Origin of the sequence: uncultured Moraxella sp., assembly GCF_945873075.1 — a bacterium.
Lineage (GTDB): Bacteria > Pseudomonadota > Gammaproteobacteria > Pseudomonadales > Moraxellaceae > Moraxella.
Genome location: NZ_CAMCBS010000014.1, coordinates 1 through 20,377, shown reverse-complemented (window position 1 = coordinate 20,377; position 20,377 = coordinate 1). Strand labels below are relative to the sequence as shown.

General features: G+C 47.3%; 24 protein-coding genes. 14 read left to right on the top strand and 10 right to left on the bottom strand.

Features of this window, described 5'->3' with window-relative positions; genetic code table 11:
* Nucleotides 1–13: 13 nt before the first annotated feature.
* The gene (locus tag Q0N89_RS06120; RefSeq protein WP_294034458.1) at nucleotides 14–892 is read right to left on the bottom strand and encodes a metal ABC transporter substrate-binding protein; all 879 of its coding nucleotides are present in this window, start codon (nucleotides 890–892) and stop codon (nucleotides 14–16) included.
* Between the two features lie 334 nt (nucleotides 893–1,226).
* Here Q0N89_RS06120 and Q0N89_RS06115 point away from each other — a divergent pair, with 334 nt between their 5' ends.
* The 8 genes from Q0N89_RS06115 to xerA all read left to right on the top strand — a co-directional run bounded on the left by Q0N89_RS06115 (nucleotide 1,227) and on the right by xerA (nucleotide 7,898).
* A complete protein-coding gene (locus Q0N89_RS06115; RefSeq protein ID WP_294034456.1) occupies nucleotides 1,227–1,766 on the top strand; it encodes a Fur family transcriptional regulator in 540 nt (179 codons plus the stop codon).
* Complete coding sequence (locus Q0N89_RS06110) at nucleotides 1,744–2,505, top strand: metal ABC transporter ATP-binding protein (RefSeq protein ID WP_294034454.1); 762 nt, start codon at nucleotides 1,744–1,746, stop codon at nucleotides 2,503–2,505. Before Q0N89_RS06115 ends, Q0N89_RS06110 begins: the two co-directional genes overlap by 23 nt.
* 6 nt (nucleotides 2,506–2,511) lie before the next feature.
* On the top strand, nucleotides 2,512–3,324 hold the full coding sequence (locus Q0N89_RS06105; RefSeq protein ID WP_294034452.1) for a metal ABC transporter permease: 813 nt from the start codon (nucleotides 2,512–2,514) through the stop codon (nucleotides 3,322–3,324).
* Nucleotides 3,325–3,410: 86 nt separating this feature from the next.
* Complete coding sequence (locus Q0N89_RS06100; protein WP_294034450.1) at nucleotides 3,411–4,286, top strand: metallophosphoesterase; 876 nt, start codon at nucleotides 3,411–3,413, stop codon at nucleotides 4,284–4,286.
* 149 nt (nucleotides 4,287–4,435) lie between these two features.
* Complete coding sequence (gene dksA, locus Q0N89_RS06095; protein WP_294034448.1) at nucleotides 4,436–4,855, top strand: RNA polymerase-binding protein DksA; 420 nt, start codon at nucleotides 4,436–4,438, stop codon at nucleotides 4,853–4,855.
* A gap of 27 nt (nucleotides 4,856–4,882) precedes the next feature.
* Nucleotides 4,883–5,800 carry a tRNA glutamyl-Q(34) synthetase GluQRS gene (gene gluQRS / locus Q0N89_RS06090; protein WP_294034530.1) on the top strand — a complete coding sequence of 306 codons (918 nt, stop codon included), beginning with the start codon at nucleotides 4,883–4,885 and terminating at the stop codon, nucleotides 5,798–5,800.
* Between the two features lie 179 nt (nucleotides 5,801–5,979).
* Nucleotides 5,980–6,879, top strand: coding sequence for a diaminopimelate epimerase (dapF, locus tag Q0N89_RS06085; RefSeq protein ID WP_078253306.1), 900 nt, complete (start codon nucleotides 5,980–5,982; stop codon nucleotides 6,877–6,879).
* Nucleotides 6,879–7,898, top strand: a complete 1,020-nt coding sequence (gene xerA / locus Q0N89_RS06080) for a site-specific tyrosine recombinase/integron integrase (protein WP_294034446.1) — start codon at nucleotides 6,879–6,881, stop codon at nucleotides 7,896–7,898. Before dapF ends, xerA begins: the two co-directional genes overlap by 1 nt.
* A 70-nt stretch (nucleotides 7,899–7,968) precedes the next feature.
* Here xerA and Q0N89_RS06075 read toward each other — a convergent pair whose 3' ends face one another.
* From Q0N89_RS06075 to Q0N89_RS06065, 3 genes are all read right to left on the bottom strand, one after another.
* A complete protein-coding gene (locus tag Q0N89_RS06075; RefSeq protein ID WP_294034444.1) occupies nucleotides 7,969–8,409 on the bottom strand; it encodes a hypothetical protein in 441 nt (146 codons plus the stop codon).
* 385 nt (nucleotides 8,410–8,794) lie between these two features.
* The gene (groL, locus tag Q0N89_RS06070) at nucleotides 8,795–10,435 is read right to left on the bottom strand and encodes a chaperonin GroEL (RefSeq protein WP_294034442.1); all 1,641 of its coding nucleotides are present in this window, start codon (nucleotides 10,433–10,435) and stop codon (nucleotides 8,795–8,797) included.
* Nucleotides 10,436–10,494: 59 nt separating this feature from the next.
* The gene (locus Q0N89_RS06065) at nucleotides 10,495–10,782 is read right to left on the bottom strand and encodes a co-chaperone GroES (protein ID WP_078253299.1); all 288 of its coding nucleotides are present in this window, start codon (nucleotides 10,780–10,782) and stop codon (nucleotides 10,495–10,497) included.
* A gap of 329 nt (nucleotides 10,783–11,111) precedes the next feature.
* Here Q0N89_RS06065 and Q0N89_RS06060 point away from each other — a divergent pair, with 329 nt between their 5' ends.
* Nucleotides 11,112–11,804 carry a DUF3108 domain-containing protein gene (locus Q0N89_RS06060; RefSeq protein WP_294034439.1) on the top strand — a complete coding sequence of 231 codons (693 nt, stop codon included), beginning with the start codon at nucleotides 11,112–11,114 and terminating at the stop codon, nucleotides 11,802–11,804.
* A 72-nt stretch (nucleotides 11,805–11,876) separates the two neighbouring features.
* Here Q0N89_RS06060 and Q0N89_RS06055 read toward each other — a convergent pair whose 3' ends face one another.
* Together Q0N89_RS06055 and wrbA are read right to left on the bottom strand one after the other, a co-directional pair.
* Nucleotides 11,877–12,305, bottom strand: coding sequence for a hypothetical protein (locus Q0N89_RS06055; protein ID WP_294034437.1), 429 nt, complete (start codon nucleotides 12,303–12,305; stop codon nucleotides 11,877–11,879).
* A complete protein-coding gene (wrbA, locus tag Q0N89_RS06050) occupies nucleotides 12,302–12,913 on the bottom strand; it encodes an NAD(P)H:quinone oxidoreductase (protein ID WP_294034435.1) in 612 nt (203 codons plus the stop codon). Before wrbA ends, Q0N89_RS06055 begins: the two co-directional genes overlap by 4 nt.
* Nucleotides 12,914–13,090: 177 nt before the next feature.
* Here wrbA and Q0N89_RS06045 point away from each other — a divergent pair, with 177 nt between their 5' ends.
* Nucleotides 13,091–14,614, top strand: coding sequence for a YihY family inner membrane protein (locus tag Q0N89_RS06045; protein ID WP_294034433.1), 1,524 nt, complete (start codon nucleotides 13,091–13,093; stop codon nucleotides 14,612–14,614).
* A 130-nt stretch (nucleotides 14,615–14,744) separates the two neighbouring features.
* Here Q0N89_RS06045 and Q0N89_RS06040 read toward each other — a convergent pair whose 3' ends face one another.
* Nucleotides 14,745–15,224 carry an RNA pyrophosphohydrolase gene (locus tag Q0N89_RS06040; protein ID WP_078253294.1) on the bottom strand — a complete coding sequence of 160 codons (480 nt, stop codon included), beginning with the start codon at nucleotides 15,222–15,224 and terminating at the stop codon, nucleotides 14,745–14,747.
* 286 nt (nucleotides 15,225–15,510) lie between these two features.
* Between Q0N89_RS06040 and Q0N89_RS06035 the strand changes: the two genes are divergently transcribed.
* The 3 genes from Q0N89_RS06035 (at nucleotide 15,511) to Q0N89_RS06025 (ending at nucleotide 17,028) form a co-directional block, all read left to right on the top strand.
* Entirely contained in the window at nucleotides 15,511–15,924 is a 414-nt protein-coding gene (locus Q0N89_RS06035) for an OsmC family protein (RefSeq protein WP_294034429.1), read from the top strand.
* A 17-nt stretch (nucleotides 15,925–15,941) separates the two neighbouring features.
* Nucleotides 15,942–16,367: an MAPEG family protein gene (locus Q0N89_RS06030; RefSeq protein ID WP_294034427.1), complete on the top strand. Its 426-nt coding sequence runs from the start codon at nucleotides 15,942–15,944 to the stop codon at nucleotides 16,365–16,367.
* A gap of 109 nt (nucleotides 16,368–16,476) precedes the next feature.
* Nucleotides 16,477–17,028: an opioid growth factor receptor-related protein gene (locus Q0N89_RS06025; RefSeq protein WP_294034424.1), complete on the top strand. Its 552-nt coding sequence runs from the start codon at nucleotides 16,477–16,479 to the stop codon at nucleotides 17,026–17,028.
* A 13-nt stretch (nucleotides 17,029–17,041) separates the two neighbouring features.
* Here the strand turns inward: Q0N89_RS06025 and Q0N89_RS06020 are convergent, their stop codons facing one another.
* The gene (locus Q0N89_RS06020) at nucleotides 17,042–17,773 is read right to left on the bottom strand and encodes a pantothenate kinase (protein WP_294034528.1); all 732 of its coding nucleotides are present in this window, start codon (nucleotides 17,771–17,773) and stop codon (nucleotides 17,042–17,044) included.
* Between the two features lie 34 nt (nucleotides 17,774–17,807).
* A complete protein-coding gene (locus tag Q0N89_RS06015) occupies nucleotides 17,808–18,707 on the bottom strand; it encodes a ligase (protein ID WP_294034422.1) in 900 nt (299 codons plus the stop codon).
* Between the two features lie 74 nt (nucleotides 18,708–18,781).
* Between Q0N89_RS06015 and Q0N89_RS06010 the strand changes: the two genes are divergently transcribed.
* Nucleotides 18,782–19,585: a sulfite exporter TauE/SafE family protein gene (locus Q0N89_RS06010; protein WP_294034526.1), complete on the top strand. Its 804-nt coding sequence runs from the start codon at nucleotides 18,782–18,784 to the stop codon at nucleotides 19,583–19,585.
* A gap of 223 nt (nucleotides 19,586–19,808) precedes the next feature.
* On the opposite strand, the gene Q0N89_RS06005 is transcribed toward Q0N89_RS06010, so the two are convergent.
* Nucleotides 19,809–20,377: OmpA family protein (locus Q0N89_RS06005; protein WP_294034420.1), on the bottom strand; the 569-nt coding region annotated here is incomplete at its 5' end.

The following is a 20,377-nucleotide window of genomic DNA, read 5'->3' as shown; positions in this document are numbered from 1 at the left end:
GCTTGGGCAAGTGTTATTTTGCATTCACACACTGCTGGATACTTGTCACAAGCGTCTGCCATGCCCCGACAAAATCCGCTTCACCGCCGCTCATATCTTCTTGTTGGATAGTGACAGTCACATTGCCAAGCTTGTTTTTGATACCATCTGACACAGGGCCTTGTGATACTAGGCACATATGCGGCGTTGGTCGTGTGCTATTCAGTAGCTTGAACTGACTAGCTTTTGGGTTCAGATGATGGTCAGGTGTGAGCGCACCGGCAAATTTCAGCCCTGCTGATGGCTCAAGATATTGATAAGCATCATGATACGCCCAATACGCAACTGGCGTTGGTGCAGCGACTTTGGCGCTGATTTCATCCATCTTCGCAATAAATGCTTGTGCATTTTTTTGGTATTCTTCTTTGGCATCAGGATTGGCATGGCCATGAATGACGGCTAGTGCCATGACAATGGCTTTGGCGTTGGTTGGGTCTAGCCAAATATGCGGGTCTAGCGTATCAGGCTTGGCAGTACCGTCGATGTTACGCTGTGGATAGCGGGTAAAGGCATTGAACTGCAATAACGAGATGGCATTTGGTGCTTTATCAAGTGTCTTGACCAAATTTTGTTCCAAATCCGCTCCAAACCACACCACAAAATCACTGTCTTCGACAAGCTTGACTTTGCTTGGTGCAAGTGAGCCATGATGACCCACATCACCCGCACCGAGCAGTACTTGTGCGTCGTGATTACCCTGTGTGACGGCTTTTGACAGCAGTGCCAACGGATAATTACTCACCGTCACCGTACCTGCCAGTGCGACATTTGTCGCTACGATACCACCGATTGCCATCGCAGCCAGGCTAAGTTTCAAACTTGATTTTAAGCTAGATTTTATTGTATTCTTCATAACTGTACCACCTTATAGTAAGTCAATCATCATACTGTAAATTGGTAAAATTGCAAGTGCGGATACAGTATAGCACAAATCAAATTTTTATGTTATACTGTATCTGTATTTTGGATTTGAATAATTGGTTATATATTAATCAAATTATTTACAAGAATGCTACATTGTTTTCATAAAGATACAAAAAGTTGTATAGGCATACTGCGATAAGTAGCATATAATATAACGCAGTTTGGACGCCTTGGGACACTTGTTCTTGGGCGTTATTTTTTGTTTTACTGATGGATGACCAAGCTGTAACGAGTCAAAGTTGTACCATCATCTGGGGTTTATTATGCCAGCCACTCACTCTACTGATCTTTCCTGTCAATTTCACCAACATGATGTCTATCATGGACATCACAACGATCCAATCAAGCGCATGCAAGAAGCCAAAGATCACTGTCTGGAGCGTGGCGTACGATTTACCCCTTTGCGTGAAGAAGTTTATGCACTGATCTTGGCTGCTGACAAGCCAATGGGTGCTTATGATTTGATCAGCGCACTACAATTTAGCCGCCAAAAAAGCAAAACCATCGGTGATAAAAACAAAAACATCGCCCCGCCGACGATTTATCGCTCGCTTGAGTTTTTGTTGAACGAAGGCTTGATCCATCAGCTAAGCTCAATGAACGCCTATGTCCCATGCTGTCATCCACGCTCAAACCACGCTGCGGCATTTTTGATTTGCCGTGTGTGTGAAAAAGTCGAAGAATGCAGCAACCTACCTGTCAATGCCATGATGGACTTCGCCACCGATGATGCCAAATTCACCATCGAACGCAGTGTCATCGAGCTAAAAGGCATCTGCCGTGACTGCCGACCTGCCGAATAACGCATCGGTCGTGCTTGGCATTGACCAAGTCGGCTATCAGACTTCTGACGGTAGCCACTTGGTGCATGACATCACATTTGATATCAAAGCCGGTGAGATGATTAGTCTTATCGGCCCAAATGGTGCAGGCAAATCCACCCTTGTCAAGCTTATCTTGGGGCTGCTTAAGCCCACCACAGGGCGTATCAATAAGCAAACCAATCGTATCAGCTATGTGCCACAGCGATTTAGCGTGCCGACAATTTTGCCACTGCGGGCGGTTGATTTACTTGCTCAGGCCAATCGCAAACGCCTAAACGCTGACCAAAAAGCCTATATCTATGATAAGCTGTCCATTGAGCCGCTGCTTGAGCGTCAGATGCATCACCTATCAGGCGGTGAAACTCAGCGTGTGCTATTGGCTCGTGCTTTGCTTGATAAACCTGATTTACTTATCCTGGACGAACCCATGCAGGGGCTAGACCCCGAAAGCGAAGCTTGGCTGTATCAGTTTTTGGATACTTTGCCGGATTTTTTACAGTGTGCCATGCTTGTCGTGTCGCATGATTTGCACTGGGTGATGAAAGGCTCTCGGCGTGTGATTTGCCTGAACAAACACATCTGCTGTCAAGGCGTGCCAAGCCAAATCGCCATCTCGCCTGAGTTTGTACAATTATTCGGTTATCAAGCACCGTACATCCACCAACACACCCACTGTGAACATCATCTAGATCATGATGAGCACCATCACACGCACTGACGATTTATGACTGATTGGCTACCCATCATTGCTCCTGCTTGGATTGCAGGTACGCTCATCGCTCTACTCTCCGCACCACTTGGCTGTCTGGTGCTGTGGCGTCGTATGGCGTTTTTTTCGGATACCTTGGCGCATGGCGCATTACTCGGGGTAGCTTTGGCATCAGCGCTGAGCCTACCTGCCGACATCGGCATCGGGGTGATCAGTGTGGTGGTGATACTTATCCTGACATTCATCAAAGACACTCGCCTGCCTAATGATGCCACACTTGCGGTATTAGCATCGACGTTACTTTGCCTTGGGTTGTTAACCCTGACTCAGCTGACTCAGCAACAGGCCAATGTGTTAGGCTTTTTATTTGGCAGTCTCTTGGATATCGATTGGGCAGATTTGTCACGACTTGCCCTACTCATTGTGCTTGGTCTTGTGATTTTGGCATTGATTTGGCAGGCGCAGGTCAAACTGGCTACCTCAGAAGCACTTGCCCAAATCCAAGGCATCAACCCTGCACATCAACATCTGTTTTTTATGGGGCTTTTAGCAGGATTTTGTGCAGTGGCGTTGCAGGCTGTTGGCAGTCTATTGATTAGCGGGTTGTTGATTTTGCCTGCGCTGATTGCTCGATTGTATGCCAAATCCCCTGCCATGATGGTACTATTTGCCATGATATTCGCCCAAATCGCCGTCACTGGTGGTGTTTGGGGCAGTATCTGGCTAGATATTCAGACAGGTCTTGCCATCGTGCTGATGCTGGCCGTTGGGTTTTTTGTATCTTTTACCATACTCAAGCTGAGCGGTCGCATGATTCAGCGCGGCTGATTGACCACCCATCTTGATTACGCTACACTGTTGCATTGTTTGATTTTCATCCTGATTTAAATGATTCAATCAATTCGCAGAGTATCATGACAACAGATTGTCCAAAGCCAATGACCTATTTGACCTATCCACCCACCCATCTTGCGACAAGCAAGCTCAGCTTTGACATTGCTCAAATTTCAGATTTGCATCTGACGGGTCAGGTGGGTAGCGCACCAAGCTATCAACGATTTTTGCAAGTGCTAAGCCTTGCTATTGATGATGCACCTGATTTGCTACTATTGACAGGAGATTTGGTCAATGATGGTAATAGCAGTGCGTATGATTGGCTATTTGAGCAGTTGCGTGCCACACGCTTGCCCTTTGTCTGTATCGCTGGCAATCATGATGTGACGCACGAAATTGGGACAGGATTGCCCTTTGCCGAGCGACAGCACATTCCCATCACGCCCGATAGTAGGCTGTGTGATTGTCATAGCATGGATATCCGTGTCGGTGACTGCCTGTGGCGAGTGCTATTATTAAATAGCACAGTCAATGGCGAGACACACGGCTCATTGCCACACACATCACTGGATTGGCTAGATGATGAGCTACACCATCATCCACACCCGACACTCATCGCTCTGCATCATCATCCTGTGCTAATGCGCTCAGCATGGATGGATGCGTATATTCTTGGTAATAAAGAAGAATTTTGGCAAGTGTTACTCAAACACCCCCACGCACACACCGTACTGTGCGGTCATGTGCACCAAGTGCATGACATCCGCCCTTTTACCCACCACCCTGTACAGCTACTCACTTGCCCATCAACCGATCGGCAGTTTACGCCATTTTGTGATGAATTTACCCTAGATAATGCCCCCGCAGGGTTTCGCATGATACAGTTGAGCAACACAGCACACCTATCAAGTTACATAAAAAATGTGCAAAATAGGCAACCAATTTTCCCCATTTGACAAAAAAGTATTGGCATTTGGACGATATTTTTGTTAAATTAGGGCATTTTTATTTGAAAGATTATCAATACGACTGATAATGTCATGCAAATTTTGCATTGATCAGCGTAACTTTTTCAACTCAACTCACCCATAAGGACTCACAGGGCATGAGCAACGCAACTACTTTTGCACCATACCAACCTGCCAAAGACGAAGACTATATGTCTGATGCGCAATTGGCACATTTTCGCACCATTTTGACCAATTGGCGTGAAGAATTGGTGACCGAAGCCGAGCGTACCAAACAACACATTCATGAAGAAACCAACACCATGCCGGACATCAATGACCGTGCTACCCAAGAAGAAGAATTTGCACTCGCTTTGCGTACTCGTGACCGTGAACGCAAACTGATTCGCAAAATCGAAAAATCTTTGGCAGAAATCGAAACCGGCGATTATGGCTACTGTGAGACTTGCGGCACCGAAATCGGTCTACGTCGCCTAGAAGCACGACCAACCGCCACTCAGTGTATCGATTGCAAGACTCTGTCCGAAATCAAAGAAAAACAAAATCACGGTCAATAATCGACCACTCATCAAGATATCGTGATGATGCCAAGCACTGCGATTGGGCGGTTTGCCCCATCACCGACACATCATCTACACTTAGGCTCGCTGACGACTGCCGTGGCGAGCTTTTGTCATATCAAGTCTTTGGGTGGCAAATGGCTGCTGCGTATCGAAGATGTTGATTTTGAACGCTGTAAATCTGAGTATGCTGACAGTATTTTGTATGACTTGGATGCGCTTGGGCTGCACTGGGATGATGCGGTCATCTATCAGTCGGATCGTGTGGCGATTTATGATGAATTTTTGCATGAGCGGTTAGCCCATGTCAGCTATGCTTGTCACTGCTCTCGCAAACAGCTCGATGCCCATCGTCTAGCCAACCCTGTACCGCATGGACTCAACACCCCCATTGTCTATCCTCGCCTATGTCTGCACAAGCATCTTGATTGGCATCATCCTGATAGCAAAATCCGTCTGCAACTGCCTGATGTCACCACTGCATTTGTCGATGGGCTACAAGGTCTAATTTGGGACAATCCTGCCACAAGTCTAGGCGATGTCGTGGTCAAACGCCAAAATCAGATGATTAACTACATCCTAGCCTGCGCCATCGATGATGGACTACAAGGCATCACCCACATCATGCGCGGGCTTGATATCATGCCGATGACGGTGGCGCAGATTGATATTCTAAAGCTATGCCACCTGCCTGTGCCGAGCCATTTTTATCATCTGCCCCTATTGTACAATCAAGATGGTCAAAAGCTCTCCAAGCAAAATCTTGCCACACCGATTGATACCACACAGCCTGCCAAGCTACTGTATCAGGCACTCACCCTGCTGGGTCAAGACACCACGCCCGAGATGCTATCAGCCACGCCAAGCGAAATTTTGGCGTACGCCGTCGCTCATTGGGACAATGCCCCACTTCGCCATCGCACCCGATTGGCAGTGGTATAAGTGGTATAAACCCACCCATACATCCATCAAATTAATCATCATCAATTGATAATTCCATCATTGATTTTATCAATCTGTATCCACTTTAACTTCAGTAAATAAATCCCCATAAACCTAGCCAACCACCAATCATTCATGATAAGATAAGGTGGCAATAAATAAAAATGAAGGACATAACAATGCTTATCGAATTTACCAAAATGCATGGACTTGGCAATGACTTTATGGTCATCGACCTAGTCACTCAGCGCATGACACTCACCCCCGAACTGGTACGACTGCTTGCCGATCGCCGTATCGGTGTTGGCTTTGATCAGCTGTTGATCGTCGAGCCGCCGAGCCGTCCTGATGTGGATTTTAAATACCGTATTTTTAATGCTGATGGCTCAGAAGTCTCACAATGCGGCAATGGCGCACGCTGTTTTGCATCCTTTGTACAAGCACGCAAGCTGTCATTCAAACAGCGTCTGCGTGTCGAGACTGCTAGCGGTATTATCGTGCTGACTACTGACCGCTATGGCTGGGTGCAGGTAGATATGGGTAAGCCAAAGTTTGAGCCTGATGAAATTCCTTTTGCCCCAAAAGCCATCACCAAAATCGGCAATGCCTATCGCCTAGATGTCGATGGCACGCCTGTACAGCTGTATGTGGCAAATATGGGCAATCCGCACGCCGTCATCAAGGTCGATGATGTACTGTCTGCCGATGTTGAGCGACTTGGTGCACTGATTGAGTCGCATGAAGCCTTCCCTGAGCGTGTCAATGTCGGCTTTATGCAGGTGGTCAATCAGCGTCATATCCGCCTAAGAGTCTTTGAGCGCGGCGTCGGCGAAACCCAAGCCTGTGGTACAGGGGCGTGTGCTGCGGTCGCAACCGGTATCCGTGAAGGCTGGCTTGATGAAGGCGTGGATATCCGTGCACAGCTGTATGGTGGCAGTCTTGCAATCCGTTGGCAAGATGGCTATTCGCTGATGATGACAGGCCCGACAGCCTTTGTCTATGAAGGGGTGTTTAGCCCAGATGGACTGGCAGCATCAGCAGGGATTAAGCTTGATCCTGATGCGGATAATGTCTATTAATGCGACTTGCCAATATCCTAACCCAACTCAATCAAAGCCCCAAGCCATCAACAGACAACCTGTCGGCAAATCCGTCGGGGAGTTCTGTGGCTTGGGGTTATTTGTCCGATTGGCTTGGTGAATTAACTCGCCAAAATTATTCGGCTCGCACCATTGATACTTATCAGCTGGCATTGATGCAGTTTTTAAACTTCGTTGATCAAGACAAAAAACTTCATGGCGATATCTTTGGCTGTACTCGGCAGGATTTGACACGGTTTTTTGGCACTCGGCTCGAAGAAGACGCCATCAAGCCCATCAGCGCCAAGCTTGCCTTGACTGCGGTGCGACGCTTTTATCAGTACTTGATCGAAAGGCAGCTCACCACCATTGATCCCACCACAGGCTATCGCCTAAAGTCCGCCCCACGAAAATTACCCACCGTCGCCGATGAAGATCTGATGCGTCAACTACTTGACCAGCCCATGCCAGAAGAGAGCAACAAGGCTCGGCTATGGGTGCGTGACAAAGCCATGTTTGAGCTGATGTACAGCAGCGGTCTGCGTGTCTCTGAGCTTGTCGGTCTAGATGTGGGCGATGTCGATTTGCATGAGCGAGTCGTGCGTGTCATCGGTAAAGGCAACAAGGCTCGCCAAGTCCCTGTCGGTCAGCGTGCCTGCCAAGCCATCATCGACTATCTGCCCCATCGTGATCTATGGCAAGAGCAAAACTCGCCCGCACTATTCATCAGCGAACGGCACGGCACTCGGCTGTCGGTGCGAGCAGTACAGCTACGGCTCAAGGTCTGTGCGACGATGGCAGGCATTGATCTCAACCTACATCCACATCTACTACGCCACTGCTTTGCATCACATCTACTATCCGCTAGTGGCGATCTGCGAGCCATCCAAGATATGCTTGGCCACCAAAATATCAGCACCACCCAGATCTACACCCAAGTGGATTTTGGTGCGCTTAGCCGTGTCTATGACAATGCCCACCCCAGAGCATCTATCAAATCCAAAAATCCCGCTAAATAAACCATCCAAAAAAACAAAGACCAAAAGGTAAATGCTTTTTGGTCTTTTTTTTATTGATCTTGGCTTAAGTTTATAGCCGTGTGCAGTCATTATATAAAGGATCGGACTCATCGGTATCATCGACCGTATCAAAATGCTTATCATCCAATCGGATAATTTTTTCGGACACAGTTATCAGCTCATTCATCAACTCACCAAAACCAACCAGCTCTAAGCGGTCTGAGTAGTCCAGCTGTAATATCTTGGTCGTTTCCCAATGATATCGGTTACCATCAATCCGCCAATTACCTTCAGCCTTAAAACGATAAACACCATCAACATTATCTTTACGCACTTGCCCAACTGCATCTGCTATAAAGCGACCATTATTGGATAGCTTGATGTACGAATAAGACTTTTCAAATTGAAAATTGTCAGCACCTGATGACCGATATTCAAAGCGGCACAACCAATCACCCACCGCCAATTTGGGATAATGTGCTGTATTGGCATAGGCTGTAGGAATTGTCATGATTAACGCCAATCCTACCAAAAACTGTCTCATCAGATACTCCAATTAATCATCAGTAAAATAAACTTATCATAACCAAAACGCATCACGAAAGCAATTTTGCTCAATCATTTAGCCAATAAAAATCCCCAAAACTATCAAGATTTTGGGGATTTTGGTTTGGTGCTTAAAAGCGGATTTTACGATGCTTAGTGTCAGGTTAGTGCTAGGCGGACGAGCGACGGTGTACATCTAGTACATCGAGCGAGTCCAACGAAGCAATAATCCATAATAGACAAGCAAAAATCGTTTGAGTGCGCGACTGATGCTAGGCAGGCGAATGCAGGTGTACAACTAGTACATCAAGTGAGCCTAACGACGCAGCAGCCCGCAATCGGACGATTTTTTACATCATGCCGCCCATGCCACCCATACCACCTGCACCTGCCATACCTGCCAAGCCATTATCTTTCGCTGGTAGGTCGGTGATCATCACTTCGGTGGTCAGCATCAAACCTGCTACAGATGCAGCGTGCTCTAGCGCTGAGCGAGTCACTTTGGCTGGGTCAAGAATACCCATCTCTAGCATATCGCCATATTCGCCAGTGGCTGCGTTGTAGCCATAGTTACCTGAGCCGTTTTTGACTTGATTGATGATGACTGATGCTTCTTCGCCTGCGTTGGTGACGATTTGGCGAAGTGGTGCTTCCATCGCACGGCGTAGGATGTTGATACCTGCGTTTTGGTCGTCGTTGTCACCTTTTAGCTCACTCAAGGCTGCCAATGCACGCACCAGTGCCACACCACCACCCGGCACGACGCCTTCTTCGACAGCGGCACGAGTTGCGTGTAGCGCATCATCGACACGGTCTTTTTTCTCTTTCATTTCGGTTTCGGTAGCAGCACCGACTTTGATTACTGCCACACCACCTGATAGCTTGGCGACACGCTCTTGTAGTTTTTCACGGTCGTAGTCAGATGTTGATTCTTCTGCTTGGCGTTTGATAGATTCAACACGAGCTTCGATGTCAGCTTTGTTGCCTGCGCCATCGACGATGACGGTGTTTTCTTTGCCGACAGTGATTTTCTTAGCAGTACCTAGATGTGCGATTTCAGCAGTTTCTAGGCTTAGGCCCACTTCTTCTGAGATCACCACACCACCGGTCAAAATAGCGATGTCTTGTAGCATGGCTTTACGGCGATCGCCAAAGCCCGGTGCTTTGACCGCACAAGTTTTTAGACCGCCACGCAAGGTATTCACCACCAGCGTCGCCAATGCTTCGTTTTCGACATCTTCGGCGATGATTAGTAGTGGACGGCTGGTTTGCATCACCTTTTCAAGTAGTGGCACGATTTCACGGATGTTGTTGATTTTTTTATCAACCAATAGGATGAATGGATTGTCAAATTCACAAGTTAGGCTGTCTTGCTTATTGGCAAAGTATGGGCTGATATAGCCACGGTCAAACTGCATACCTTCGACCACTTCTAGCGCATCTTCAAAGCCTGAACCTTCTTCGACAGTGATGACGCCTTCTTTGCCGACAGTTTCCATCGCTTTGCTGATCAGCTCACCGATAGTAGTGTCTGAGTTGGCTGAGATTGAGCCGACTTGCGCGATGGCTTTGTGGTCGTTGGCAGGGGTTGATAGGTTTTTGATTTCGCTGACGGCAGCACGCACCGCTTTATCGATACCACGCTTTAGGTCCATTGGGTTCATGCCCGCAGCGACAGTTTTCATGCCTTCGACTAGGATGGCTTGGGCAAGTACGGTTGCGGTGGTTGTGCCGTCACCTGCGACATCATTGGTCTTTGACGCCACTTCACGCACCAGCTGTGCGCCCATGTTTTCAAACTTATCTTCAAGCTCAATTTCTTTGGCGACTGATACGCCATCTTTGGTGATGGTCGGTGCGCCAAATGACTTGTCAATCACGACATTGCGACCTTTTGGGCCTAGCGTGACTTTGACGGCATTTGCCAAAATGTTCACGCCATCAATCATTTTTTCACGAGCAGTTGTGCCAAAGCTTACATCTTTTGCCATGGTGATTTCTCCATTGATATTTTAATTTAGATAATTTATAAAGTTATAAAAACCGATAATTAGGCTTCTAGCACGCCCAATACATCCGCTTCTTTCATGATAAGTAGCTCTTCGCCATCGACCTTGACCGTCTGACCTGCGTATTGGCTAAATAGTACGGTATCGCCAACTTTGACATCAAGTGCACGCACACCTGCATCGGTGATTTGACCATTACCCACAGCGATGACTTCGCCTTGTTGTGGTTTTTCTTGGGCAGAGCCCGGTAGTAGGATACCGCCTGCAGTTTTTTGCTCTTCTTCGGTGCGACGAACAACGATACGGTCGTGTAGTGGACGAATTTTCATAAGAACTCCTTGGAATGATTATTTCAAAAATGCGCTATAAAACTTGCTATCTAAGTGCAATTGCTTGATAAAGTGGTGTTTATCCCTGCAATTTTCAAGCCAATTTGCCAAAAATTTCATGAAAATTATCGGCAAATCTATCAAGCACCATCCGCCAAACCGCCCTTCTTGATCCTTGCAGTGCTTAACCAAATTGATGCTTTTGATAGAAATTGCAAATTAACCATACACAAACACGACAATTTATTATCAATACGCACTTGAATTTGTAACAAAATTTGTCCATTATAAACACATGGTTTAATACCGCAAATTTTTGGAGTACGATAATGATTAATAAACTCAAAACCCTACTTGGCACAGCCGCACTTACCGCTACTGCCGTCACGCCGATTGTGGCACAAGCGGCTGATTTGCCTGCATTTTCGGCCACTTATAAAGTCAGTGCCGATGGCAAAACAGGCACTGCCACACGCACACTGATTAAGACGGGCAATAGCTACAAATATACCGTCAATGGTCGTGCGCTTGGCATTGCCAGCCTGAACCAAGAAGCGAATTTTAACCTGTCAAATGGTCGCATCGTGCCAAGCACTGCCACCATGTCTGCCAAAATTCTTGGCGTGGGCAATACGCACAATATCCGCTTTAATAATAGCTCAAAAACGGTGGTCAGCACCTACAAAGGCAACGCCACCACCATCGCTATGCCACGCCAAGCCTATGACGACCTAAGTATGGAAGCGCAAATCCGCCAAGAACTGATTAATGGTAAATTCAGCGGTTCATACCCATTGGTCAAGCGTACTGAGATTGAGACCACTAAATTCAAAAAAGCGGGCAACACCAAAATCACCGTGCCTGCAGGGACTTATGATGTGGTGCGTATCGACCGCATCCATGATGACCGTAACCGTGCGACAAGCTTTTGGCTTGCCCCAAGTCTCAACTACCTACCTATCAAGGTCAGCCAAACCGCTGATGGCAAGGTGATTTCGATGGAATTAACCAAAGTGAATTAATCCAATTTCACTACCTACATAAACAAAAGCCCTGATATATCGTCAGGGCTTTTGCATTGATTTGTCTTGCCATTAAGATTGGGATTGAGCATTTTGCTTATGCATCGCAGGCAGACGCTTGAGTAGTACGAATAATTGGCAATTGATGAGCAATAACAAAACCGCTTCAACGCATTGCACCGCCCACACCGCCACAGGTGCTGCTTCATAGATACGCAGTAGCGACATCACCCCTGCAAGCCCAAGATAAACCAGCGCCACCATACTCACCCACATAAGCGCATAAGGCGAATTCCCCCGCCAAATGGCAGGTGTGCATAGCAAAGCCGGTATCAAGCCAAGTAGCTGTACGCCCACGCCTGCCCACAAGGACGCCCCTGTCGAGAGCCACACCGCCACAGGATAAGCAATCAATACCATCACAAGCCATAGCCACCAAGTATGACGCAGTGCCGTCTGTACAGGTTTGGCAGGTTTGGCAGGTTTGTTGGATTTTTTCATACGCCACCTTGCTGTGCGTTTAGCTGTTTGACAAGACCTGCAAGTCTTGCACCTTGAGCGATGGCGAGCGTCTTTTCATCTTGAGTCAAGGGAAATTCTTGGCGAGCACCTGCCACATGGCTTGCCCCATAAGGCGTACCACCACGAGCCGTCGTCGATAGTTCAGGATGCGCATAAGGCAAGCCCATCAGTAGCATCCCATGATGCAGTAGTGGCATCATCATGGTAATAAGCGTCGTCTCTTGACCGCCATGCAGGCTACCAGTGCTCGTGAACACACACGCAGGCTTGCCCTGTAATGCGCCTGACAGCCAGCTACTCACCGTATTGTCCCAAAAATACTTCATGCTCGCTGACATATTGCCAAAATGCGTCGGGCTACCCAGTGCAAGCCCAGCACAATCCGCCAAGTCATCTTGGGTGCAATACAAATCGCCATCATCAGGGATGCTATCTGCCACTTGCTCGCACACGGCAGAGACTTTGGGCACTCGGCGAATTTTCACCGCAACACCACTATCCATCACCCCTTGAGCAATCAGATAAGCAAGTTCTTTGGTCGCCCCTTTATTGCTGTCATACAGCACCAACACATAGGCTTGTGTCATGAAAATTATCCATTCATCGTCCAAAAATGAGCCATCATTATACCAAAAAATCCACCAATGCCCACGCCTGACACATCATCTACCGCCAAATATTCACATATTTTCACAAATTAAGGGTTAGCAATCGCTGATGAGTTTGTTACACTAGTCTAAATACTGATGAAAAAATGACGACCCATGACCCAGTTTTTGAACAAATTACCCTTTGCACATCATGCATGGTTTATGTATCTTTGCTTGCTCATCCGACATTTTGATGAAGATGAGTGTATGCAAAAAGCTGCCAGCCTAACTTACACCACCTTACTTGCCATCGTGCCTGTCTTGACGGTGACTTTGGTGATTTTTTCGAGCGTGCCTGCACTCGAAGGCGTGCGTGAACAGCTACAGATGGCGATTTATAACAACTTTATCCCGTCATCAGGTGCGCAGATTAGCCAACATATCCAAAGCTTTATCGAAAAATCAAGCAATCTTGGTATCATCGGTGTGGTCGGCTTGTTCGTTACGGCGATTTTGACCTTGATTACCATTGAGCAGGCGTTCAATAAGATTTGGCGTGTCGATGACCGCTCAGGTGGCATGGCAAGCATCATCCGCTATTGGGTGATGATTACGCTTGGCCCGATTGTGCTTGGTGTGGTGTTTGGTGCATCGAGTGCGATTGCTAGTCTGAACTTTTTGAACCAAAAAATCGCAGGCTATGGCATTGACTGGGGCGTTTGGGCATACATTCTATCTTTTGGGCTGATGGTGCTTGGCTTTATTGGGATGTATTGGTTTATCCCAAAAGCGCAAGTCCCCATCAAAAATGCCGTCATCGCAGGGGTGGTGATTGCCGTATTATTTGAGCTACTCAAAAAAGTCTTTGGCGTTGCGATGAGCAACTTCACCAGTTATGAAGCCATCTATGGGGCGTTTGCTGCGTTGCCGATTTTTCTGCTGTGGATTTATTTGTCGTGGAATTTGATTTTGCTTGGCGTACAAATCAGCTACACCTTGACCATCTTTGACACCAAAGAAGTGCCCGTACGCCACCCACTGCTTAGCCTGCTTGATATGCTTAATTTTACTTATAAAAATTATCAAAAAGGCAACACAGTCAGCGAAGATGCTCTGCGTCAATTGCTCGGGCGTAAAGAACTACCAAAATGGCACACTTATCTCAACCTACTACTCGATAACAATCTGATTACCCCAACTAAGGATAATCACTATACCCTAAAGACTGATTTAAATACAGTTAATCTATGGCAATTTTATAAAAGCCTACCCTATCCACTGCCAATCCGCAGTGAACTGGATCAACTCAAGTCCGCCGACTATGATCCGTGGTTCGTTGAGCTGTATGACCACTTAATCAAAATCGAAAAAACCGCCAGTCACGAACTTCATCTACCGCTTGGCGTGCTATTTGACAGCACACCCCTGCGTGAAAAACAGCCCATCATCAGTATCGAGAGCCAAGACAGTATCGAGCGAAGCGACAACAACGGCTATGAGCCAAAAGCACGACGCACCATCGATGAGCACGGCAATGTGGTCACCATCCCTGATGGCGATGCCAAATTCACCGAAGGGCGATTGGCTAAGGCGATGCGTCTGATAAAATCCGCTCGGCATTTTTTTGGTCGCAACAAAAAACGCTTTGGCGACATCAAGCGTGCCGTCAGCGATACCGATTCGCAAGTTGGGGAATAGAATAAGGCATAGGATTAAGCCAATTACTTCTCTAATTTATCCATCCAATTTACTTAGCCAATTATGCTAATAATAGCCATAAAAAAATCACCGCATCGCTTGATACGGTGATTTTTTGTCAAATTGCGTTTTAGTCTGCCAATGGCACAGCAGGGATTAACTCTGCCAAAGCTCGCTGATAAACCGATTTTTTGAACGGTACAACGCCCGTCAATGGATACCAATAGCTCACCCACTGCCAATCATCAAACTCAGGCACACCCACATCAAAGCGGATATGGTCGGTATAAGCATCATCCAGATACAACAAAAACCATTTTTGTTTTTGTCCGATACACAATGGCTCTTGCCCTGCTCGTACATAGCGTTTTGGCAGTCGATAGCGTAGCCAATCGCGTGTCACAGCAAGCACTTTGACGTGCTCAGGCAACAAGCCAACTTCTTCGTACAGCTCACGATACATCGCTTCAAGCGGTGTCTCGCCACGGTTAATCCCCCCTTGGGGAAATTGCCAACTGTCATGTCCGATGCGTTTTGCCCACAGAACCTGCCCTTGTGCATTTACCAAGATGATGCCGACATTCGGTCGAAAACCGTCTGCATCAATCATAACTAAACTCTTAATTTATAAATCATTGAAATATCACCAGTTTTTTTACCGATGACTTTACTTAATGACTATTAAACCAAAAAAACGAGCAAATGTGTAATGTTTTTTAAAATAATTTGGCTTTTTCGCCAAAAACCGCTAGAAAAATCGCATTTCGCCCCAATTTAGCCATCATCGCTTTGGTGAATAGCATCCAAAATAAGCTCAACACAAGTTTGGATGCAAGTTGCCAAAGCCCATCAAAACCATTACAATGATTTGAATATTTTTTTATAAGGAATGTCTCATGGCAGAATTAAACGCAAGCTTGGTGTGGAAAGACGGTGTGCATTTTGAAGGCACTTCCCCATCAGGTCATATCGTACAGCTTGATGGCAACAAAGAACAAGGCGCAAGCCCAATGGAGCTGATTTTGCTCGGTTTGGGCGGCTGTGCCAGCTACGATGTGGTGACAATTTTGAAAAAATCTCGCCAAGATGTCCAAGATGTCCGCTGTGAGATGCGTGCGGTGCGTGCCGATAGTGTGCCTGCGGTGTTTACCGATATTCATCTGCATTTTGTGGTGACAGGCACCAACATCAAAGACACCCAAGTCGCCAAAGCCATTGAATTATCTGCCGAAAAATACTGCTCGGCATCTCGTATGCTGTCAGCAGGTGGCGTGAATATCACTCATGATTTTAAAATCATTCCTGCTTAATTATTAAGCTGTATTTTATGATTATTTCATTCTTTGCCCAAACTGGTATCAAACTTGCCATCATCTTGATGGTCATCGCAAGCTTGCTGCCGTGGCTGTGCTCGGTACTTGCCAAAGTCAGTGGCGGTTTTCGCTTTGGTAAGCACAACCAAGACCCCCGTGCTTTTTTGGCATTATCACAAGGCATCTCCGCTAGATTTAATCATGCGCAGGCCAATAGCTATGAGACTTTGCCGGTATTTTTGGCGGCGGTGCTGATTGCGATTTATACCTTTGTGCCGATGGCGGTGGTGAACTTATTGGCGGCAGGCTATGTGCTGTTTCGTATTGGCTATATCGCAAGCTATGCCGCCAATCTTGGTATGCTACGCTCGGTGAACTGGCTACTGTCGATGCTGTGCACGCTTGGGCTGTTTGCCTTTGCGTTTTGGTTCGGGGTGTAGCTAGGGTGTAGCTGATACGCCATCGCTTGGGTTTGAGATACAGGCGACACAGTTTGTCGCACCATCATGTTATAGTTGATAATAAACCAAGCAAACACTGGCAGATGATATGCATCCGATTAATGAATTTTATTTAGGCCTACGCAAGACGACGGCATTTGATTGCACCCTAGAAGATCTATGGGAATTGCCACCTAGCATGATTGGCGTGCAGTATTTTTATATTGAGTGGCTATTTCCTGTGGATCACGCATCCAAATGGAACAGAACCGTGCCGACCCTGCACGGTGATGACTTGCTGTTTTTTCAAAGCAATCCTGAAATTCAGCAAAAATTCTTAACATCCTTTGATAAAATCATGCACTACTTTGGGATTGAGCGAGTTGGCAATCAAGTCTTTGCCAACGATACGCTTAAGCTCCGGGATTATTGGCTCAAAGAAGTCGGTCATCAAGAAAAGAAAATCAGCCGAATCATGCGTTCACTGGCTTGGTGTGGACAGCTGGAGCTCGCCAAAAGCTTGCAGGCTTTAGCCCTTGAGCTGATTGTCCAAAAAGGTCATCTTAAGCCAAATACCTTATATATTTGGCAACATCTCTTGGATGACTTGCAAGAGGGCTTGGACAATCAAGCCCATCCCGTGCATCTGATGACACCCTAAAGATAGTTAAATTTTAGGCAAATTCACCATCACGACAACGCTCAAAATACCGCTGTAAGCCTGTCAAAATCAACCCTTCATCGACGATAGCACCGTGCAAGTGCGGTGCAAGCGTCATCGCCCCACCCCCTGTCAAAACAAGCTCAAAGTCAGGATAATTTGCCTGTATCGACTTGATCGCACCGACAATCCCAAACAAAATGCCGTGATGCACCGCATCATCCGTCGTACGCCCAAGCTCCAGACTGTCAAACCGCCCCTGCTTGACGCCAATCTGCTGTGTCCCTGCATACAGTGCGTGTCGCTGCATATAGGCATTGGGCAAGATATACCCGCCCAAATGCACACCGCCATCAATGATATCAATGGTCAATGCCGTACCACAGCCCACCACGCACTGCTTAGCGCCATTGACCGCGCCGAGCATCTGTAGCCAGCGATCGACACCCAGCTGCAGCGGATCATAATGACTGTGTAGCATTAGATGCTTGTCATTGACTTTGGCAAACTCAAACGGCACGCCAAGCTGTCTGAGCGTATCGGCGATTTTAGCGTTGATTTTTTCGCCAAGTACGCTTGAGATACCCACAAACTGTGGATGAAATTGCACAAAAGTCCCAAACAGACCCATCAGTAGCTCATTGGGTGCTTTTAGGTGTTCTTTGGCATCCGATGCGATGACTTCACCATCGTCGATCAGCCAGTATTTTAGTCGTGTATTGCCCAAGTCTAGCCACAGCGCAATCATAGTTGTCCTTTATAAATTTAGATTATCTACATTATGAAGACTGTATCATGCCTGCCAAGACACGCTGGATACTGCCCGCCTGCTCAAGCAATAACGCCCCATCATAATCAATGCCAATACATCGCCCCGACTGGCTCACCACCTGCATCTCATCTCTGGCATAGACATTGACCGCTTTGCCTGTCAAGACATGAGCACGGTTGAACGCATCGATGAATGCTGATTTGGCAGTATCATCAGACAGCTGATTGTGCTGATACACTGCCTGACAGATGGCTTGGCAAATCGGCTGATATAGTGCTTGATAGCTAGGTACGCACTCAAGATTTGCCATATCTGCTAGCTGTCTTAGGCAGGTGGCTTGATACAGTCCATCAGCGATGGCAGGACTCATCTCAACATTCATCCCCACGCCTGTGACCACGCCGACCAGACGAGTTTTGTCATCGACTTTGGCATAGACAGGCTCGATCAAAATGCCGCACAGCTTTTGGAATAGGTGCGCTGTATCGTCATAGTAGCCGACATCATTTGCCCATTTGACACCGATGATTGATAAGCCTTGCTTAATACGCTCGGCATTGATAGCTTGGACAATCTCAAGCTGTGCCAAATAATACCCCACCGCCAATGACAAAAAGCCATCCAAGCGGACAAGCCCAAAGCCATCATTGCTCATCGCCTGCATCGGCGTATAAAGCGACAAAAACACATTACCCTGAACACTCACCCACGATCTGCCATGCTGTCCACGCCCTGCACTTTGAGCATCACAAGTATGCAGATGATGATGACGATAATCAAGCCTTCCTGTACTCACCGCCTGTATCAGCTGTGTGTTGGTGCTATCAGTTAGCGCATCATGCCGATGATGGCGACAAATCTCTGCCCAAATCGGCGCAAAATCCCACGCCCCACCCAAATAATCCATCGAAAATGCATCCACAAAAATGATAAAATTGCGTTATAATAGCACAATTTACGCACAAATATGGGTTAAATATGATGATCTATCTATGGTTCACCCTAGCAGGGATAGTAGCAGGCCTGTGCGCAGGTCTGTTTGGTGTCGGTGGCGGTATGGTGATTGTACCTGCACTGATTTGGATTTTGGCGTATTATGGGATGCCAAGCGACATCGTGCCCCATGTGGCGGTCGGTACGGCGCTTGCGACCATCATTTTGACTTCGATCAGCTCCATGTCAGCACACCATAAGCGTGGTGGTGTCCGCTGGGAAATCTTTAAGAATATGGCAAAGGGTCTGGTGCTTGGTAGTCTGGTCGGTGCTTGGGTGGCGACACTCATTGATGGTGCGATGCTCCAAGCCATCCTAGGCGGTGGCGCAATCTTGATGGCGGTCAAGATGCTATTTTTCCCCAACCAAGAGCGACTGGACATCCCGCCCCCTGTGGCGTATAAGCAAGCCTTTGCCGGCGTCATCATCGGTGCATTATCCGCCATCTTTGGTATCGGTGGTGGCAGTCTGACTGTGCCTTACCTAAGCCAAAACGGCGTACCGATGAAACAAGCCGTCGGCACATCAGCCGCCTGCGGTCTGCCGATCGCCATCGCAGGTGCGCTTGGCTTTATTTGGTTCGGTCAAGCTGATATCGCCAATCTACAAGTCGATGGCACGCTTGGCTTTGTGCATATTGGTGCATTTGTCAGCATCAGTATCGCAAGCTTTATCATGGCAAAGGTCGGTGCACGCCTAGCACACGCCCTACCTGCACAGACGCTCAAGCGTGCCTTTGGCGTACTACTGATGGTCGTCGGCGTACAGCTGATGGTGAGTGGCTGGCTGTAAGTCAAGCAGTCCATCACACAACGCCAAATCAGCCCACTCAAGGGCTGATTTTTTATCTTATACCACCTGCATTACTCACATGACTCACACTACTCACATCATTCATGCATTGGATTGATACAATGATACGATGGTGAATGATTCGTTGATCACTTCTTATTTCTCACCCAACAAAAAACACCGCCACAGAGTGGCAGTGTTTCGTATTCTTTGGTGATGCGTATTACTTACGAATCACTGGTGCAGTTTCACCTGGGTTTAGGATACCTGAGCCATCTACATCGACAGTCACACGGCGGTTAGGCTGTAGACATTCGATCAGTTGTGGGCGTGGTAGTTTCATATCACAGGCTTTGATTTGTTCAGTTTCACCAGCACCGTATGAACGGATTAGGTTGGCTGGGATGCCTTGATTGACTAGGTAATTAACTACAGTTTGTGCACGGTTTTGTGATAGGCGTTGGTTATAAGCATCAGTACCTAGTAGGTCAGTATGACCGGTGACGATCACTGCATTTAGTTGATCGAACGTTTTTAGGCGAGCTGCTAGCTCATCTAGGTCACGACGACCACCTGGTAGCATATCAGTTAGGGTGTGCTTGTCAAAGGCAAATAGTGCATCAGCGTTTAGGGTGTAGCGTTGTAGCTGTGGTGCAGCTGGTGCTGGTGCTACTGGTGCTGGTACTTCTTTGACGATGACTTCTGGTGCTGGTTGTGCTGGTGGGCAAGCACCATCAACAGGATCTACTGGGTTCCAGTAGAAGGTACGAGTGAACTTGTCTTTGTCAAATA